The organism is Neobacillus bataviensis (genome assembly GCF_019969725.1).
The window spans coordinates 671434-689021 of record NZ_JAHXYW010000002.1 but is presented as its reverse complement, the minus strand read 5'-3'; the positions used below and the strand labels follow the sequence as shown (position 1 = coordinate 689021).

The following is a 17588-nucleotide window of genomic DNA, read 5'->3' as shown; positions in this document are numbered from 1 at the left end:
TAAAATACATTCGTATTCCAGGTAACCCGGCCATCATAGTAAGCAATTACCTACCTTAGATCCTCGGCTTTGCGTCCCTGTTTTTCAACAGGTTTGCCTTTTTCTGTCTTTAATGAACCAAAATCATCACCGACTTGCCAACCATCACTAACATTTCTAGGCCAATATACTTAATCATTTTCGATATGTTCATTATATATAGTCCTTTTATAACAGGGTGTTAGATTTTGTCATTTTTTTATAAAATTCTAACAACTTTTTAGAACAAATAATACCAAAATCCTACAAAATATCCCCATTTATTTTACATTTCTAGTTGTTCAAATTGGAAAAGGGAGGAAATAAAGTCGAATTTTACTTTTAATATTTGGTTTTAATATTTGTCTAAAATGTGACAAAAAGCATATAATGAAACTAACATATAAATATACCTAATATTAATAATATTTTAAAAATATTAGGCGGTGATGCACGTTGACCGTAATTCATGTCTTAAATTTCTCGATTCCGATTGCATTTATGGTATTTGCAGGCTATTTTCTTGACCGTATGTGTAAACCCGCAAAAACAGAAGAAAAAGCTGGCGAAGAGTGAACTGTTATTGAGCTCCTCTACGACACAGCTTTTTTTATTTTAACTTATTTTGTACCTTTAACTCGTAATTTTTAAAAATGGAAGAATTGGTTTTTACACCTTTTTTGGACATGATTTGATTAAAACGAATCAGCTTTTCATTTAACTTTCTATGCAGGTTTTCTTTTTCACTAATATCATCTGTTTTTTTTATTAAATCCTCGATCGTCATTAATTCCTGTCGTAAATGACTTTCCTCCTGGGTATACCCTGCATTTTTCAGCAACTTATAAGCCATCCGCAAATCCTCGGGGATTGCCGATAAATCCTCTAGCTGCATTGGTTTACCTAATCCTGGAAGATTTTCGAATTCTCCATCTTTATATGCTTTTTTAATACGGTCTTCCGAGACAATTTGAAACATATCCATGTTAAAGCCTCCTTTTTAGCATATATAATTATATCAATTTATAAGATACATTTTAAGTTAACGTCTTTTTGGACAAGTAATTTTTTCTTTTCTGTTGGGGCATGCTACATGCGTATAAGAAAGGAGTGTTGAGTTTGGCTCGTGGAGAACATTTTAACCACAAAAGGAAACACCATCCAGGTGAGTTTCCTCAGAATAGCCTAGTGGAAAAGCATGTGAAGGAAGCCATAGGCGACGAAGAATTGATTGTAACTCAGGAAGCATTTAAGAATAGAATTGAGGAAGAAGGCAGCCGCGATGATACAGCACGTGTCCTGCCAGAACAGACAGAATAAAAAGGCGTGAGCAACTCACGCCTTTTTCCTTTAAAATGTTTCCTTTAGGCTTCTAACCATCTTGGAAAATTCAATATTTTTAAGCCACTCAGATGCCTTTTCGATATCTTTAGAAAATACCCGGTCCTGAGTAATGGCTGGAACCTGTTCCCGGCCTTTTTCAAAGAACATCTTTGTATGTGTGGCCATTTTTTCGACTCCGCGGAATTCTACAGCCTGCATGGCACAAATCAACTCAATTGCAAGAACCTTTCTTGCGTTCTGAATGATTTGATAAGCATGTCTGGATGCAATTGTTCCCATGCTGACATGGTCCTCCTGATTCGCTGACGAAGGAATCGAATCCACGCTGGCAGGATGGGCAAGCGTTTTATTTTCTGAAACAAGTGAAGCGGCCACATATTGCATAATCATTGCCCCTGATTGTAAGCCTGGTTCAGGGCTTAGGAATGGCGGCAGATCATTTAATTGCGGATTGATTAAACGTTCAATCCTTCTTTCCGAAATGTTAGCTAGCTCTGCAACAGCAATCTTCATAAAATCCATTGCAAAAGCAATCGGCTGACCGTGAAAGTTGCCTCCAGAGATTACTTTTTCACCATCATCAAAAATTAACGGATTGTCAGTTGCCGCATTCATTTCAATTTCAAGTTTTTCTTTTACATAATCAAGAGCCTGCCAAGATGCACCATGAACCTGCGGAATACAGCGAAGAGAATAAGCATCCTGAACTCTAAGCTCTCCCTGCATCGTCGTTAATAAACTGTCACTTAAATATTGGCGGATTCTCGCAGCTGTATCAATCTGCTGTTGATAGCCCCTTGCCACATGAACTTCCTCTGCAAAGGCATCAATTATTCCATTTAATCCTTCGATTGTCATGGAAGCAATAAGCTCACTCTCATGAGCAAGCTGCTCAGCCTCGAGATAACCCACTACCCCCATGGCAGTCATTGCTTGAGTACCATTGATTAAAGCAAGTCCTTCTTTAGCTTCTAATGTTACAGGCATGATTTCTTCTTGCTGAAGTGCAGAAAGGGAGTCCATGCGAGTTCCCTTATAAAAAACTTCACCTTCACCGATGAGGACTAAGGCAAGATGTGATAATGGAGCTAGATCACCGCTTGCACCAAGAGATCCTTGTTGCGGAATGACAGGGATAATGTCTTTATTTACTAATTCAATAAGCTTTTCAATGACAAGTGGTCTGATTCCTGAGAAGCCCTTTAAAAGTGCATTTGCACGAAGAAGCACCATTGCTTTTGCAACAACTTCAGGGAAGGGTTCGCCTACACCACAGGCATGTGAACGAATTAAGTTAAGTTGGAGGTCCTGTACATTGTCCTTTTCAATTAAAACATCACTAAATTTACCAAACCCCGTAGTAATTCCATAAACAACCTTAGATTCTGATACGATTCTTTCTACAGCTTCCCTGCTTTTTGCTGCAGCCTCCATGCTTTGTTCAGAAGCGCGGACCTTTTGCTTGCGAAATAACACGTCCTTCATTAGCTCAAGCGTTAAACTATTCCCAGTAAGTGTAATCATTTCTCCATCTCCTCTAATACTTTAGTATAATAAAGAAAGAGGCTGGACTCGTATCTGATTAGATTTTGAGTCCAGCCTCTTTTATGAACATAACGGAATTTTGTATAAATTTATTGCGATGCCTCATTGGTTATCATCCCATCCAAAAAATTATAAAAACTATACTATCGATAATTATTGTATGCGAAGAAAACCCTTACTGTCAATTAAATTTTCTGAATTTTAGCACGATAACACTTTAGCACAATAACAAATGAAAGGTAATAGTAATTGAAAAAAGGACCATTCACAAAGATATTTTATCTTCGTGAGTAGCCCCTTTATTAGGTGGTTAATCAAATTTTAACCCTTTTAATGCTTCTGCCAACGCATTATTCAATGGTTCTTCATCTTTGTGTTGATTTTTTAGATACTTTTGTACAGTGCGCTTATCCACTTTGCCGCCAGATTCTTTTTTGCGGCGTGCTTCGAAAGCAGATAGTTTTTCACGGTGTCCACATTTACATACGAAGATTTGACCCTCGCCTTCGCCGCGAAGCTCCAGTTTTTTATGGCATTGTGGGCAGCGTGCATTAGTGACTCGGGATACATTTTTACGATGTCCGCACTCTCGATCCTGGCACACGAGCATTTTTCCTTTTTTGCCATTGACTTCAAGCATTGGTTTTCCGCAGTCCGGACAATTTTTGGTAGAAATATTGTCATGCTTGTATTTTTTATTACTTGCTTTTATTTCAGCAACGATTTCTTTTGTGTAGTTCTTCATCTCACTGATAAACACTTCTTTTTTCAACTTGCCATGTGCAATCTGATCAAGCTTTTGTTCCCAATCAGCTGTCAAAGCCGGAGATTTAAGTTCTTCAGGGACTAAATCTAACAATTGACGGCCTTTAGAAGTAATGTGAATATCTTTGCCGCGCTTTTCGATTAAGAATGAATTGAATAGCTTGTCAATTATATCAGCACGTGTCGCAACAGTACCCAAGCCGCCAGTAGATTTTAGTGTTTCTGCCAGCTGTTTATTTTTAGTTTCCATAAACTTCGTAGGGTTTTCCATTGCAGAAAGTAATGTTGCCTCATTAAATCGTGCAGGCGGATTGGTTTGGCCAGATGTTTGGGCGATTAGTTTTACATTTAATGTGTCGCCTTTTTCGATGCGAGGTAAAATCTGTTCCCTTAGGTCATCTGCTGCATCATCATCTTCAAAACGATTTCCGTATACTTCTTTCCAACCAATGGTAAAAATCGTTTTTCCCCTTGCAACGAAGTTCTCATCACCGATTTTTGCACGAAGCGTTAATTGCTCGTACTCGAATGCCGGGAATAAAACTGCTAAGAACCGTTTTACAACTAAGTCATAAATTTTCCGTTCTTTATCTGTAAACGCTGCGAAATTTACATAGCTTTCTGTTGGAATAATGGCATGGTGGTCTGATACTTTGCTATCATCCACAAATGCTTTCGAAACCTTTATCGGCTTGCTTAAAATCTTGTTAGCTAAAGGACGATATTCTCCTCCTCCGCATGCCTTCAATCGCTCTGGAAGCGTTCCGACAATATCAGAAGAGATATATCGCGAATCCGTACGCGGGTAGGTTAATACCTTATGCTGCTCGTATAGCTTTTGCATAATGTTTAACGTTTCCTTTGCAGAGTAACCAAAGATTTTATTCGCATCTCGCTGCAGTTCTGTTAAATCATAAAGTGCTGGGGAAAATGACTTTTTCGGTTTTTTCTCAATTTCTGTTACAATCGCATTTTGGATTCCTAGTTTTTTTACAATTGCATCGGTTTTTTCTTTATCAAAGCTGCGGCTGTTCCCTTTTGCATCTTGCCAGGTCAGCTTTAAATTGTTCGATGTTTGGGCTTCAATGCCGTAATAGGTCTGTGCTTTGAAATTTTTAATTTCATCCTCGCGTGCAGCAATGATTGCAACAGTTGGAGTTTGAACGCGGCCGCAGTTTAATTGGGCATTGAACCTTGTTGTGAGCGCGCGTGTTGCATTTAGACCAATATACCAATCAGCCTCTGAACGAGCGACAGCGGAAGCATATAGATTGTCATATGCCTTTCCAGGCTTCAAGTTGGCGAAGCCATCCTTTATCGCTTTATCGGTAACAGATGAGATCCAAAGACGTTTAATTGGCTTATTGACTTTTACTTTATCAATAATCCAACGTGCAACTAATTCTCCCTCTCTTCCTGCGTCCGTAGCCACGATTATTTCACTGACGTCCTTTCTAATCAGTTGACTCTTAACGTCATTAAACTGTTTTCCAGTTTGCTTAATTACTGTCAATTTCAAACGATCGGGCAGCATAGGCAGATCTTCTAAATTCCATGTTTTATATTTCACATCGTAACTTTCTGGATCAGCAAGGGTAACTAGGTGCCCAAGTGCCCAAGTAACGATATATTTATTCCCTTCCAGATACCCATTTCCTTTTTTATTACAATTAAGCACACGTGCAATATCACGTGCGACAGAAGGTTTTTCAGCAATTACAACACTTTTTGCCATATTTTAAAACATCCTTTCAAGTTTCCATAAGTTTAATATAGCATAGGAACAAAAATAATAATAAAACTGTTCCATTAAAGGGCCATATTCTAGTATGATGAAATGGCATCAAATTTGGAAACGAGGATACAGCATGAAGATAAAGGATTGGGATCCAAATCTAAAGGTTCGCTTGTTTAGTGAAGCCATGATGAACATTACCTTTTGGATGTTTTTTCCCTTTTTAACGATTTATTTTGCAGATGAATTTGGAAAAAATAAAGCAGGATTATTATTAGTATTTTCACAGATTTTTTCTGTGATTGCGAACTTAATGGGCGGATATTGTGCCGACCGCTTTGGCCGAAAACGCATGATGGTCCTATCCGCCATTGGACAGGGACTTTCCTTTTTGGCATTTGCCTTTGCAAGTTCTCCATGGTTTCATTCTCCTTGGGTCGGCTTTTTATCGTTTGCGGTTGCAGGTGTTTTTGGTTCCTTTTATTGGCCGGCAAGCCAAGCGATGATTGCGGATGTAGTCGGAGAAAAAGACCGAAGCAGCGTCTTTGCGATATTCTATACATCTATCAATATTGCCGTTGTTATTGGTCCTATTTTAGGATCCATATTTTATGTTCACTATCGTTTTCAATTACTTCTTGTCGCAGGCATAGTATGCATTCTACTTGGTTTAATTTTATTTAAATGGACTCGTGAAACCGCTCCCTTGCAAAGGATGGCAGACGCTTCAATTGATGGAAAGTGGTATTATTTTTTAATTAACCAGTTAAGGGATTATTCACTCATCGTAAAGGATAAAACTTTCCTTTTATTTATTCTGGCTGGTGTATTAGCAGGACAGACTTTTATGCAATTAGACTTATTAATTCCTGTCTATATAAAAGATGTCGTCAAAACTCAAAATCTGTTTACCTTTGGAGATTGGTCATTTTCTGTAAGGGCAGAGCAGGCCTTTGGAATTGTACTAGCGGAGAATGGCTTCCTTGTGGCATTATTGACGGTTATTGTAACAAAATGGATGAGTAAATACTATGAACGAAACGTATTTGTGCTATCATCTATTGTTTATGCCGGATCCATGGTGATCTTTAGTCAAACCCATTTGATTTGGGGGCTTATTTTAGCAATGGCCGTATTTACGTTAGCTGAACTTATGGGTGCGGGGCTCCAGCAAAGCTTTGTTTCTAAACTGGCCCCGGAACATATGCGTGGCCAATATTTTGCCGCTGCAAGTCTGCGGTTTACTATCAGCCGGACCATCGCCCCCCTTTCAATTCCATTGACGGTTTGGATTGGGTATGGCTGGACGTTTTTGGTTTTGGTTATCTTAGCACTCCTTAGCAGCTTCTTATATTGGCTGATGTTCTATACTTTTGAAAAACAATCTATTAAAGCCGGGGCTTGATGGGTCCCATTTTTGTTGAAATTTAATTCAAAAAATGTCCAAAAAATTGTACTAATTTGTTCACATTCACCCCTTTTAACATTATAATTAGAGTGTAAACTTTTTAATTATTTTAAGGACGGTGGAATCAATGGAATTATCGCAATTCATGGCTCCAACTTCATTATCAGGTATTATTACATTTATCGTTCTTTTTTCAGCAGGTGTTTATTTTAATATAAAAGTGTACGGAAGCAAGCTTCAGTAAAGATAATAGTCTTTACTGTTTTTTTATGTTTTGGCTTTGTTAATATTAGTTGTTGATTTGCGCTCCAATCAACAGTGTTAAAAATCAACAAGGTCATTAACACAGCCTATGTTTTTATGCTAGCGGTTTCTTTTTCCAATTAAAAAAGCTACAATATACAAGAAGATTCTGAAAAGGAGACATTACATATGAGTGATTTTCAAAGTAACCTTGAAAAATACGCTGAGCTTGCCGTTAAGGTTGGCGTTAACATTCAGAAAGGCCAGACTTTGGTTATTGGTGCCACGTTGGATGCTGCTGAATTTGTGCGCTTGGTTGTCAAAAAGGCGTACGAAACAGGTGCCCACAATGTCGTTGTGAATTGGAACGATGATACTGTCACCAGAACAAAGTACGATTTGGCTCCAAATGAAGCATTTCTTGAGTATCCAGAGTGGCGTGCAAAAGAGCAGGAACAACTTGCAGAAAATGGCGCTGCCTTTATGTCGGTTATTTCCACGAGTCCAGATTTGCTTAAAGGAGTGGACCCCGAAAGGATTTCTAACTTTAATAAGGCTGCAGGGAAAGCATTGTCTAACTACCGAAAAGCAGTTCAATCAGATAAGGTTAGTTGGACCGTAATTGCAGCGGCATCTCCAGCATGGGCTGCTAAGGTATTTCCGGATGTGCCTAGTGAGCAGCAAGTCGACAAACTTTGGGAGGCCATTTTTAAAGCAACTCGCGTAGATGTGGAAAACCCTGTTGAAGCTTGGAAAAAGCATGACGAAGCGCTTCACGAAAAAGTACATTATTTAAATGAAAAACGCTATGCAAAGCTTCACTATAAAGCTCCTGGGACTGACTTAACGATTGAGCTTCCGGATAAACATATTTGGGTTGGTGCCGGCAGTGTGAATCAAAAGGGCTTTGAATTTATGGCCAATATGCCGACCGAAGAAGTATTCACCGTTCCATTTAAAACCGGTGTCAATGGTACCGTTGCCAGTACTAAACCGCTAAGCTACGGCGGAAATATCATCGACCGTTTTTCGATTACCTTTGAAAATGGAAAAATTGTTGGTGTGAAGGCGGAAGAGGGCGAAGAAATTTTAAAACGCCTAGTCGATACAGACGAAGGCTCCCATTACCTTGGAGAAGTAGCACTTGTGCCGTACAATTCGCCAATTTCACAATCTAATGTTCTATTCTTTAACACGTTGTTTGATGAAAATGCATCTAACCATTTAGCCATTGGAAGTGCCTATGCCTTCTGTATTGAAGGCGGAAAGCAAATGTCCTCTGAGCAATTAGCTGAAGATGGACTTAACGAAAGTATCACCCACGTTGATTTCATGATCGGTTCCGATCAAATGGACATCGATGGCATTACCGCCGATGGTAAAACTGAACCAGTATTTAGAGGCGGAAATTGGGCTTTTTAATATGGTAAGTGAGAAAGGTGTCAGGCACCATGTGAAAATTTCACATAGTGCCTGACACCTTCTTTTTTATGGAGTAAAAATGATGGCTCCATCTTTTGTTTTTGAAATTTTGTCACGCATTTTATTAAGCTGCTGGATTGGATCCTGTACAATGACTTTTCCTAATAGATCAATAAGTCCGAGTGATTTTAACAGGCTCTCTTCCCAGCTTTGAAGCTCTTTGGTGAGAGATGTGTTAGTTTGGCAAACTTTATTCAACGGCAATTTCTTTGCAATCGCTTCATCAATTAAAGCCAATGCCAGCTCTTTATTAATCACTCCTTTTGCATCCTCCATTTGCTCGCAAACAGATTTTACCACCTGTTCCACCTTTTCTGTTGTTCCACTAATAACCGGCTCGAGCGGCTTCAACACTGGTTCAAGCGGTTTTACAACAGGTTCTAACGGTTTCAGGACAGGCTCAAGTGGTTTGGTTATTGGATCAAGCGGTTTCAAAATTGGTTCTAGCGGTTTTGTTACCGGCTCCAGGGGATTGGTCACGACATCAATGACATCCTGAATCGGATCGGTAATTTTTCCAATGCCGCCAGACGGCGCGTCCGTTTTTGAACCATCTGCACAAGTAAGAGGCAGATGCCCAGCCGAAATTTTTTCAATTTTTTTATCCAATTGATCCAATGGGAGCAAACTTAAATCTTGGAGAACTTGCAATTTTCCCGGCTTTTCAGCACCAGCATTTCCAGAAATAGTATTAAGGACTAACTTTTCTATTAAACTATCCTCTGCCTTCATATAATGCGCCACCATAACCACGTCTTCCATCCCTAGCTCGGGAACTGTTTCAGATGCATTAATACATGCGCCTTTAAAGGAAATAGCCGTGGTATCAACAGTCATCCCTTTTACTGTAACTGGTCCGCTTGCTTTTAAGGTGATACTGACCGGACCATTAGCTGAATCAACCATTTTCGTTAACCTCATTCCATAAATCGTAGCCGACTGATATTGAAAACGGAGCATAGGCTTTTGATCATTTTCTGTGGTTTCTTGTTTAACAATCGATGCTGTCATTCCTGAACCTACCACTCGATCTGCTTCAATAATAAAACCTTCTGTATCTAATTTTTCGGCATATACACTTTTACCGAGAGAGCATATTGACAAAAACATGAGCGTTAGACTGCAACTTAACAAGATAAACTTGCTTTTCCACCACATATTAAGCTCTCCTTTAAAAATTGTGTACCGTCTCTTCAACGCTGCCAGAACGTGAGACTTTTACCTTTGCTGGACCAAGTCGCCATGCCATCAATAGTGCGCCGCCAATAATTCCAAAAATAGTACCAAATAGGAACCCGCCTAAGGCACCAATAACGGAAAGGATTGATAAAAATATGGTGAAAATTCCAAGAATCTTTGAAGCATTAGGAAAAAATAAAGCTACAATTCCAATTAGGGTTATTAATCCGCCAAAAAGCAGCCCAATAATCGCAATTGACCCAGGCAGGAAGGTACTTAGATATAGATTTAAAGGAACCCATAATATCATTAAACCACTTACAATAGTTAGTAATGCTCCCCACACCGGCCTTTGTTTACGCCATTTTTTAACACCCATCTGCACGCACTCCCTATTTGTTAATTTTTTCTACGGTAAGTTTCATTCCATTCATATTAATGGTCTTCTGGAAGAGATAGTGCGTTTTTAGTTTGGCATGTTCTAAAACAATGGAGGAAGAAGTTTGCTTGAATTGTTTTTGCCAGTCATCGCTGTGCTTTTCCTGAAGGACTAAGTTCTGGAATTTGGCATCTGCTTCAATTAGACCTGCGTCATGCTGCAATCCGCTGATCTGAACAGGTTTAGATGCCGTTATTTTTACACGAATCCACTCTCCGCCCACTTTAAAATCCTTATACAATTGCAAATTGTCAATGGTTAGATTTTCGATTAAATTGGTACCTTGGGGGGCTGAGTCAGAAGTGCCTGTTTCCCCCATTTTTGGATAGAAGGTGTAACCAGTTCCAACTAATTTGTCAAACTCTACATAAAAATCACCTACACCAGCAATCGGAACAGCATAGGCCACACCTGATACACCAAATGAAACTATTAATAATGCTAACGTTAAAATTCCAGCGCCTAATGCTGACCAAAAAACCTTCTTGCTTGTCGTACCCTCCAAGAGTTGAACTGAACTTTCCATTTAAATCCCTCCTATTTTTTGAAATTTTTAAACAATCTATCTTTTCTATACCTTACTACCCTTGTTTTACTACTACAATCACGAAAAATATCGTAAAATTATTAAGGACCCGACAAATGTCGGGGTTGAGTTTTCACTACGGTCATATTGGAATTTTTTCCATCGAATATTTTATTCATAGAGAGGATATGGAGGCGGAAGTACATGGAGCATAAAGTGGAACAGCTTTTACTGAAAGGGCTCGATATCCTTATGGAGCATCGTGAGCCATTTATGAAAGAATGGAAAGAGCTCCTGCCCACAATAAAATTCCGAAACGAAAGTTTAGTAGATGAATTTGATATCATGATTGAAATTGCCATTCAAAAAGTTTTAAATGAAAAGAAGCCCCGTATAGACTCTTTTATTCTTTCGGTGCTGACAGAATGGCAAAAGCGTTTTTCCAACAAGTTTGATGAAAATGAGACTATCTTTCTCGTTACTACAATTGAAAATATCTTTCATAAGCTTGTAGCTGCCACCCCATCTGCCTCCTTTTTCGACCATCAGGCCATCCAAGCTTTTTTTGCAAGAATCCTTGACCAGGCGCTATTAACCCAAGACAGTGAGAACCTGACTGATAAATGGGTTAAAATGATCATGGCTACGAACATTCTCCCAATGAAATGGGTGGCTGTTGTAAAAAAAGAACAGGACGATTTTCAAATTGATAGTGTTGTTTGTTCTCCTGGGCATGAAGTGGACAGCCATTTGCTTAGTATGTGTTCAGGATTAAAATCAGGGGAAATTGACCATCTTTCACTGGCAATCTCCAGACTGATTGGAGCAGGTACAGATAAGGGAAGAATTCTCAAAATTCCCTGTTTGAATGAAATTCTGCTCGTGTGTTTGCAGGAACAAGATTTAGTGATTGGTGAACAGCAAATCCAGTTTATTCGGGATATGTATCTTCGCCAATTGAAGCTTTATCATCTTGAAAGAAAAATAGTTTGGAAGGATGCTTCCCTCCTGTTTTTGCAGCACTTATTATGCTCTCGAAATGCCGATGATGCGGTTAAAGCCATTACAAAGGGATTAGTGGATTATATGCCTTTCAGCCGCTGTGCCTTATTTTTATATAATCACTATGAAGATACGGGGATTGGTGTTTCTGGTTATAATGTCAGCATCCCATCTGTACAGCAAATTAAAGAAGAGGTTTTCGAGCTTTCCTTAATTCAGAAATATTTACTTCCTTTGATTCAATCCCAGCCTCTTTACTTTGAGGATGCAGCTGAGATTTTACCGAAGAAATATATACAGGAGTATAAGCTTCGTTCATTAGTTATCTTGCCAATATTTGTACCCTCAAAAAGCAGATTGCTTGGAATTGCTTTATTGGATCAGGGTGAAAACTCCGAATTTGCGGTATCCTCACAAACCTTGGCAACGCTAATAAAATTTGGCAGATATGCAGGGGAATTAATGTATTCGATATGGGATGAGGCCATTCAACAATTTGGCGGCTCTGATTGCCTCTTAACCCAGCGGGAGAAGGAAGTTTTGAAACTGATCGCAGAGGGCGCTTCTATCAACGAAGCCGCAAAAGAGCTTCATTTAAGCAGCTATACCGTTCGCGATTATGTTTCCGTTATTATTCAAAAATTAGCCGCTAAAAACAGAACGGATGCCGCGGTAAAAGCGTTAAAAATGAATTTAATCTCTTGAAAAAGAGCAGCCCCAGAAATGGAAGGCTGCTCTTTAGAGTGATTAGCGGTTATCAATTTTTTCAGGATAAAGATCGTGGTTCATCATGCGGTGATCGGCCATTTGCTCATATTTTGTCCCCGGTCTGCCGTAGTTACAGTAAGGATCAATTGAGATGCCGCCTCTTGGAGTGAATTTGCCCCAAACCTCGATGTATCTTGGATCCATTAACTTAATTAAATCATTCATGATGATGTTCATGCAGTCTTCATGGAAGTCCCCATGGTTACGGAAGCTGAAAAGATATAGCTTGAGAGATTTACTTTCGACCATCTTTTGATCTGGAATGTAGCTTATATAAATGGTTGCAAAGTCGGGCTGCCCTGTTTTTGGACAAAGACTTGTGAATTCAGGGAAATTGAATTTTACAAAATAGTCACGGTTTGGATGCTTATTATCAAACGCCTCCAATACCTCAGGTGTATATTCAAACAAGTATTTTGTGCCTTGGTTACCAAGTAGTGTTACGCCTTCTAATTCAGCATCTGTTCTTCCAGCCATTTTTAGTCCTCCTTATGTTAACCGCGAATTATAGGAGCTCAAAAACTAAGAAATAAAAAACCATATCCTAAGGATATGGTCAATTTGTCCATTCCATAGTTTTTTATAGAGGGTATACGCTATGAACCTCTCCCATAAACGGGTGCAGATAAATTTAATTTAACATAGTTACTATAGTTAAAATTAAAGGAACTGTCAATCAACATATTGTTGGAAATCCTTTGAGTTTGAAATTTTAAGAGTCTTATGGTTACAATATACAATTAAGAAACTATTTTCGGAGGTTTTATTGGATGTGGAAAGAATTTAAACAATTTGCCATGAAGGGCAATGTTATTGATTTAGCTGTCGGTGTTATTATCGGTGGAGCTTTTGGTAAAATCGTCTCATCCCTGGTGGCAGATATTATTATGCCAATAATAGTAGTAATTAGCGGTGCAGTAAACGTAGAGGATATTAAGGATCTCGCCTATGGCCCGATAAAATATGGCGTATTTCTTCAATCAGTCCTTGATTTCTTCATTATCGCCATTTCGATTTTCCTCTTTATAAAGTTCCTGAGCCGCTTTAAGAAGAAAGAAGAGCCTGCTAAAGTGGAAGCAAAAATCAGCCGTGAAGAAGAGTTATTAGCCGAAATTCGCGACCTGTTAAAAGAAGACAAAGATTTTTTCAGAAAAAATGAAACATCTTGACCACTTTTACGTATAACTTAGTAATACAATATTTTGAGGTGAAGCTAAATTGTATCCACAAACATCTGCTGAATTTATGCCATCTGTAATACGGACGTTTGCCTTTTCTCTAGCCATTGCCTTCTTAGGGACTATGGCAGGAGTATTTGTACCTCCCGCTCTGTTTATGCCATTAGCCATTTTAGAATTTGTCATGCTGATGATCGCATTCTTCGTCAGACGGAAAAAAGCAATGTCTTATTCATTCCTGTATCTTTTCACGTTTATTTCAGGGATTACCTTATATCCAATCGTTGCTTACTACCTAGCTACTTCAGGCGCTAACGTCGTTATAATGGCATTCGCAAGCACTACTGTTGTATTCTCTGGTATTGCTATTTACGCCGCAAAGTCAAAACAGAACTTTTCTTTCTTAGGTGGTTTTCTACTTGCTGCCTTGCTTGCATTAGTAGCAATTTCAATTTTTAATATTTTCTTTCCTTTAAGCTCTACTGGAATGCTTGCCTATTCATTTATCGGAGTATTAGTTTTCAGCGGGTACGTTCTCTTTGATATCAGCCGCATGAAGCATCATGGAGTTAGAGCAGAAGAAGTGCCTTTGATGGCATTAAACTTATATTTGGACTTCATTAATCTATTTATCAGCATTCTCCGTATCTTTGGAATTTTAAATAGTAAAGACTAAAAAATTAGGAGCTTAGGGTCACACCCCAAGCTCCTTTTGATGTTAATTACCGTTAAACAATGTCAGACCACGACCAATCATTTGTTTCACTGATGGCTCCCAATTAGCTTTATTTAATACTTTTAAAATTCTATCAACATTGGTATGACTGCCAATATGAATTTTATAGAGTTCTAAAATTTCCAAGCGCAACAGCCATTCCTGCGGATAATCTTGATCCAATTTGGTTAAAACTTCATTTAAACTGGATAAACTCTTTTCATTCCAAACGGCTGCCTCGCGTAAATTCCGGACCTTTTCATATAACCCCTCAAGCTCACTCCAGCTTGGCTGATCCATTTCATCCTCGATTTCCTCTTTTGATTCAATTTCAAAATAATTGTTAGGATCGGCAGCACCGGCAAAGACGGAGGTAATATGTGCTCCAACGGCCATATCGAAAGTTCCCCATGCTTTTTCAAAAAGGACCTGATCTTTAAAGGTTACTGTACAATCCTTAAAGGAAATAATGATTGGCGTGTTCTCTGAGTATAAGATACTTTTAACCGTACCCTCTACCTTTACCCCGCTTTGAAAGTTTAGGACGACTTCCTTTGCTTCAAAGATTCCTAGAGATTGTAATTGCTCTCTAGAGCATTGTTCAAGGACAATATCACCCTTTAATTTGCCGATTGGCGTTCCAAAGCCTTTACGATGTGTTTCGGTGCCATGGCCTGCTAATTGGTGGTTATCATAGGATAAAGCAGTAGGCCCTGCAGTACGGAAATAGACAGCTTCTCCTGTATCATCCTTCAAAATATCCGCAACCGTGCCAGTTACCTGCAAACCAGAAGAGAAAACCATCGTAGCTGTATTTTCAGTCGTTAATGCCTTTTCAAGGCTTTCTGTCCCGCCTTTTCGAAATGCCATCGTATTAGCAAATTCATCAATCTTGGCTACTAAATCATCAAAGCTTTTACAAACAAATAATTGCGGCTGCGGCTTTGTGACATCATAAGGAGTCTTCGTACATTCCTCAACGGAAAAAGGAATTTTTCTTACATCTTCCTTTAAACAGCTTTGACTTTCTCCTACTGAAGATAGCAAGCCGGCACCATAAATAATTGGATTATCTAACTCGCCAATTAATCCATATTCCACGGTCCACCAAAAAAGACGTGATACTTGGTCAGATTCAGATAATCCTTTTACCTTCTTTCTAGCTTCAGCCACTTGTTGTTCCGCAGCTTTCACCTGCTCCAGCGTTGATTTTGGGTCCTCAGCGACAATCGTTAAATGGCGAACCGCCATAAATACCTCTAGTTTTTCTTTACTGGACAGGGCTTTCGCGCCCATTTCTCCAATTTTCTTAACGAAGTCCCTGTAAGATTCATCTAATAAAATCGGGGCATGCCCTGCTGCTTCATGAAGCATATCGGGTGCCGGCGTATACGCAATGTTTTGGATATTCCTTATTTCTGTGGCAATCGGTAAAATCCCGTTTGCTAAAAAACCATAAAAGGCCGAGCCTGGAATCAAGCCATCAATCGTAACGGCCCCCCAGCCCACTTTTGCCAAGCTCGTATTCATATCCTCTACCTTTGGAATCGATTCGGTTTTGATACCAGAATCTCGGAGGCCATTTACATAGGCTGGATGCGCAATTTGTTTCAAAAAATAGTGATTTTGCTTCATTACAAATCGCCAGACTGCATGTTCGATAGGAGTATAGCGATGGTAGTATTGTTTGGAAATAAACGGCTTTAAATGTGCAGGGATTTCTTTTGTTCCATTTCCAGTCATCGTGAACATTCTCCTCTAAATAAATAGTTTAGATAAATGTCTTCCGTTAGTTTCTTATGCTATGCAAATGATAATTATGTTCCATAACTAATTCTTCAAATGACTGGGCAAATCCTTTTCCCACTTTGTACCTTTCATTAATATGGAAAAGCCTATTTTCTTGCAAATGGTTAAATAATGCATCATCGCTAATAAGACAGAACCCGTATTCATTCCAATAATAACTCCATTCATTCCCCACTCCGCTTGGGAACCAAGCCAAAGAATAAGTCCAAAGGAGATGACCGTTGACCAAATAATATGAATAAACGCTTCTTTAATCATGTCTAAACCGATCATAAAAGCCTGCATTGGCATAATAAAGAAATGGAACAAGAAAAACGGCCATAGTAATTGCAGGAAGATAGCAGGTGTTTCCGATTTAAAGAAAAGGGACGTTAATTCAGGAGCATAAAAATAGAAAATGGTGACTGCTGCAACACCGTACAAAAGGGTAAGCTTCATCACCTGCTGTAGCATTTTTTGTAAGGTAGGATAATCTCGCTCGGAATGGGCTTTCGAGACAGCAGGGATGAGAACAACTAATAGCGAATGAGCAATAAAAGCTGGAAAGAAGCCAATCGACATCGCCACACCCATCAGCATCCCAAATTGCTCGGTTGCAAGTTTTTCCGTCATTCCAGAATGTACTAAGGCTGCTTTAATAACGAACGGTTGAACGGCGTTGGTAAAGGCAGAAAACAAGCGCATCCCAGTTGTCGGTATTGAAACGGCCATTAAATTTTTCCGAACGGCCTTCCGATTTAGATTGGAAAAAGGCTGGCGCTTGATTTGTTGAAATTGAATGATAAACATATAAATGAGGTAAAGGAAAACAACGATTTCACTGCCAATTAATGTGCCAATAGCGATCAGTAGAGCTCTTTCTGAGTCAAAGGCAAGGAATCGAAAAAGGATAAATAGGCCGGCAAGCTGCACGACTTTCCTTAAAAAATTGGAAACGGCAATTTTCCCCATCTGCTGCTTTCCCATAAAATAACCTCTTGCTACCGAAGTAAAGGAAATAACCGGAATGAGCATCATGACAAACCATTTTACATACGGATGGTACGTTTTAAAAATCGGGATGAACGGGATAATCACGGTTGCCAATAAAAATAGAATACTAGTAAAGATAATGGTGATTGTAATGGCATGATAAAGAATATTACGGTGATAGCGTTCTTCCCGTTCAGCAATGAATTTTGAAATCGAGACTGGCAGTTCGAAGCTCGAAAGCAGGACAATTAAAAATATCGTTGGCAGAATGGACATATAAAGCCCTAAACCGTGTGTTCCCAACTCTCTTGCCAGTATCATATTTACTAAGAACTCAATTCCTTCACCCAAAAATGCAGAAGCAGCTAAAAAGAACACACTCTTGTAGTAAATAGCCAATTTTTTATTCTCCCTTTTTTTAATATCACTCTATAACATATGAGACAAGTTCCATGAATAT

Annotated in this window: 15 protein-coding genes and 2 riboswitches; of the genes, 6 read left to right on the top strand and 9 right to left on the bottom strand. The window is 39.0% G+C overall.

The genetic code is table 11. The features are described from left to right. Positions 1 to 17: 17 nt before the first annotated feature. Positions 18 to 108: riboswitch (cyclic di-GMP riboswitch) on the bottom strand. A gap of 520 nt (positions 109 to 628) precedes the next feature. Beyond that, entirely contained in the window at positions 629 to 1003 is a 375-nt protein-coding gene (locus LC455_RS08075) for a DnaJ family domain-containing protein (RefSeq protein WP_223589690.1), read from the bottom strand. A 134-nt stretch (positions 1004 to 1137) separates the two neighbouring features. Between LC455_RS08075 and LC455_RS08070 the strand changes: the two genes are divergently transcribed. Further along, on the top strand, positions 1138 to 1338 hold the full coding sequence (locus LC455_RS08070; protein WP_223589688.1) for a hypothetical protein: 201 nt from the start codon (positions 1138 to 1140) through the stop codon (positions 1336 to 1338). 30 nt (positions 1339 to 1368) lie between these two features. On the opposite strand, the gene hutH is transcribed toward LC455_RS08070, so the two are convergent. Both hutH and LC455_RS08060 read right to left on the bottom strand, forming a co-directional pair. Beyond that, the gene (gene hutH, locus LC455_RS08065) at positions 1369 to 2886 is read right to left on the bottom strand and encodes a histidine ammonia-lyase (protein WP_223589687.1); all 1518 of its coding nucleotides are present in this window, start codon (positions 2884 to 2886) and stop codon (positions 1369 to 1371) included. Between the two features lie 331 nt (positions 2887 to 3217). Then, positions 3218 to 5407, bottom strand: a complete 2190-nt coding sequence (locus LC455_RS08060) for a DNA topoisomerase III (protein ID WP_223589685.1) — start codon at positions 5405 to 5407, stop codon at positions 3218 to 3220. Between the two features lie 133 nt (positions 5408 to 5540). On the opposite strand from LC455_RS08060, the gene LC455_RS08055 reads away from it, so the two are divergent. Beyond that, positions 5541 to 6812 (top strand): MDR family MFS transporter, encoded by a 1272-nt coding sequence (locus tag LC455_RS08055; protein ID WP_223589683.1) that lies wholly within the window; start codon positions 5541 to 5543, stop codon positions 6810 to 6812. Between the two features lie 435 nt (positions 6813 to 7247). Then, complete coding sequence (locus tag LC455_RS08050; protein WP_223589681.1) at positions 7248 to 8480, top strand: aminopeptidase; 1233 nt, start codon at positions 7248 to 7250, stop codon at positions 8478 to 8480. Positions 8481 to 8546: 66 nt separating this feature from the next. Here LC455_RS08050 and LC455_RS08045 read toward each other — a convergent pair whose 3' ends face one another. From LC455_RS08045 to LC455_RS08035, 3 genes are read right to left on the bottom strand one after another with little or no spacing between them, the layout of a single operon-like run. Next, a complete protein-coding gene (locus tag LC455_RS08045) occupies positions 8547 to 9698 on the bottom strand; it encodes a hypothetical protein (RefSeq protein WP_223589679.1) in 1152 nt (383 codons plus the stop codon). A gap of 13 nt (positions 9699 to 9711) precedes the next feature. Then, entirely contained in the window at positions 9712 to 10098 is a 387-nt protein-coding gene (locus tag LC455_RS08040; protein ID WP_223589678.1) for a DUF6114 domain-containing protein, read from the bottom strand. Positions 10099 to 10111: 13 nt separating this feature from the next. Beyond that, a complete protein-coding gene (locus LC455_RS08035) occupies positions 10112 to 10684 on the bottom strand; it encodes a DUF6230 family protein (RefSeq protein ID WP_223589676.1) in 573 nt (190 codons plus the stop codon). 204 nt (positions 10685 to 10888) lie between these two features. Here LC455_RS08035 and LC455_RS08030 point away from each other — a divergent pair, with 204 nt between their 5' ends. Beyond that, the gene (locus LC455_RS08030; protein WP_223589674.1) at positions 10889 to 12391 is read left to right on the top strand and encodes a LuxR C-terminal-related transcriptional regulator; all 1503 of its coding nucleotides are present in this window, start codon (positions 10889 to 10891) and stop codon (positions 12389 to 12391) included. A gap of 42 nt (positions 12392 to 12433) precedes the next feature. Here LC455_RS08030 and queF read toward each other — a convergent pair whose 3' ends face one another. Further along, the gene (gene queF, locus LC455_RS08025) at positions 12434 to 12931 is read right to left on the bottom strand and encodes a preQ(1) synthase (RefSeq protein WP_223589673.1); all 498 of its coding nucleotides are present in this window, start codon (positions 12929 to 12931) and stop codon (positions 12434 to 12436) included. A gap of 89 nt (positions 12932 to 13020) precedes the next feature. After that, positions 13021 to 13067, bottom strand: a riboswitch (PreQ1 riboswitch). A gap of 157 nt (positions 13068 to 13224) precedes the next feature. On the opposite strand from queF, the gene mscL reads away from it, so the two are divergent. Beyond that, entirely contained in the window at positions 13225 to 13623 is a 399-nt protein-coding gene (gene mscL / locus LC455_RS08020) for a large conductance mechanosensitive channel protein MscL (RefSeq protein WP_223589671.1), read from the top strand. A gap of 76 nt (positions 13624 to 13699) precedes the next feature. Then, positions 13700 to 14308: a Bax inhibitor-1/YccA family protein gene (locus LC455_RS08015; RefSeq protein ID WP_223589862.1), complete on the top strand. Its 609-nt coding sequence runs from the start codon at positions 13700 to 13702 to the stop codon at positions 14306 to 14308. A gap of 42 nt (positions 14309 to 14350) precedes the next feature. Here LC455_RS08015 and LC455_RS08010 read toward each other — a convergent pair whose 3' ends face one another. Further along, positions 14351 to 16090 (bottom strand): aromatic amino acid hydroxylase, encoded by a 1740-nt coding sequence (locus tag LC455_RS08010; RefSeq protein WP_223589670.1) that lies wholly within the window; start codon positions 16088 to 16090, stop codon positions 14351 to 14353. Between the two features lie 87 nt (positions 16091 to 16177). Then, positions 16178 to 17527, bottom strand: a complete 1350-nt coding sequence (locus LC455_RS08005) for a polysaccharide biosynthesis protein (RefSeq protein WP_223589668.1) — start codon at positions 17525 to 17527, stop codon at positions 16178 to 16180. Positions 17528 to 17588 lie beyond the last annotated feature (61 nt).

Bases quoted from the DNA above. Each gene is read 5' to 3' on its own strand.
- LC455_RS08030 (WP_223589674.1), top strand. From the start codon at position 10,889: ATGGAGCATAAAGTGGAACAGCTTTTACTGAAAGGGCTCGATATCCTT.
- LC455_RS08050 (WP_223589681.1), top strand. From the start codon at position 7,248: ATGAGTGATTTTCAAAGTAACCTTGAAAAATACGCTGAGCTTGCCGTT.
- LC455_RS08075 (WP_223589690.1), bottom strand. From the start codon at position 1,003: ATGGATATGTTTCAAATTGTCTCGGAAGACCGTATTAAAAAAGCATAT.
- LC455_RS08015 (WP_223589862.1), top strand. From the start codon at position 13,700: ATGCCATCTGTAATACGGACGTTTGCCTTTTCTCTAGCCATTGCCTTC.
- queF (WP_223589673.1), bottom strand. From the start codon at position 12,931: ATGGCTGGAAGAACAGATGCTGAATTAGAAGGCGTAACACTACTTGGT.
- LC455_RS08045 (WP_223589679.1), bottom strand. From the start codon at position 9,698: ATGTGGTGGAAAAGCAAGTTTATCTTGTTAAGTTGCAGTCTAACGCTC.
- LC455_RS08035 (WP_223589676.1), bottom strand. From the start codon at position 10,684: ATGGAAAGTTCAGTTCAACTCTTGGAGGGTACGACAAGCAAGAAGGTT.
- LC455_RS08060 (WP_223589685.1), bottom strand. From the start codon at position 5,407: ATGGCAAAAAGTGTTGTAATTGCTGAAAAACCTTCTGTCGCACGTGAT.
- LC455_RS08040 (WP_223589678.1), bottom strand. From the start codon at position 10,098: ATGGGTGTTAAAAAATGGCGTAAACAAAGGCCGGTGTGGGGAGCATTA.
- hutH (WP_223589687.1), bottom strand. From the start codon at position 2,886: ATGATTACACTTACTGGGAATAGTTTAACGCTTGAGCTAATGAAGGAC.
- mscL (WP_223589671.1), top strand. From the start codon at position 13,225: ATGTGGAAAGAATTTAAACAATTTGCCATGAAGGGCAATGTTATTGAT.
- LC455_RS08055 (WP_223589683.1), top strand. From the start codon at position 5,541: ATGAAGATAAAGGATTGGGATCCAAATCTAAAGGTTCGCTTGTTTAGT.
- LC455_RS08010 (WP_223589670.1), bottom strand. From the start codon at position 16,090: ATGACTGGAAATGGAACAAAAGAAATCCCTGCACATTTAAAGCCGTTT.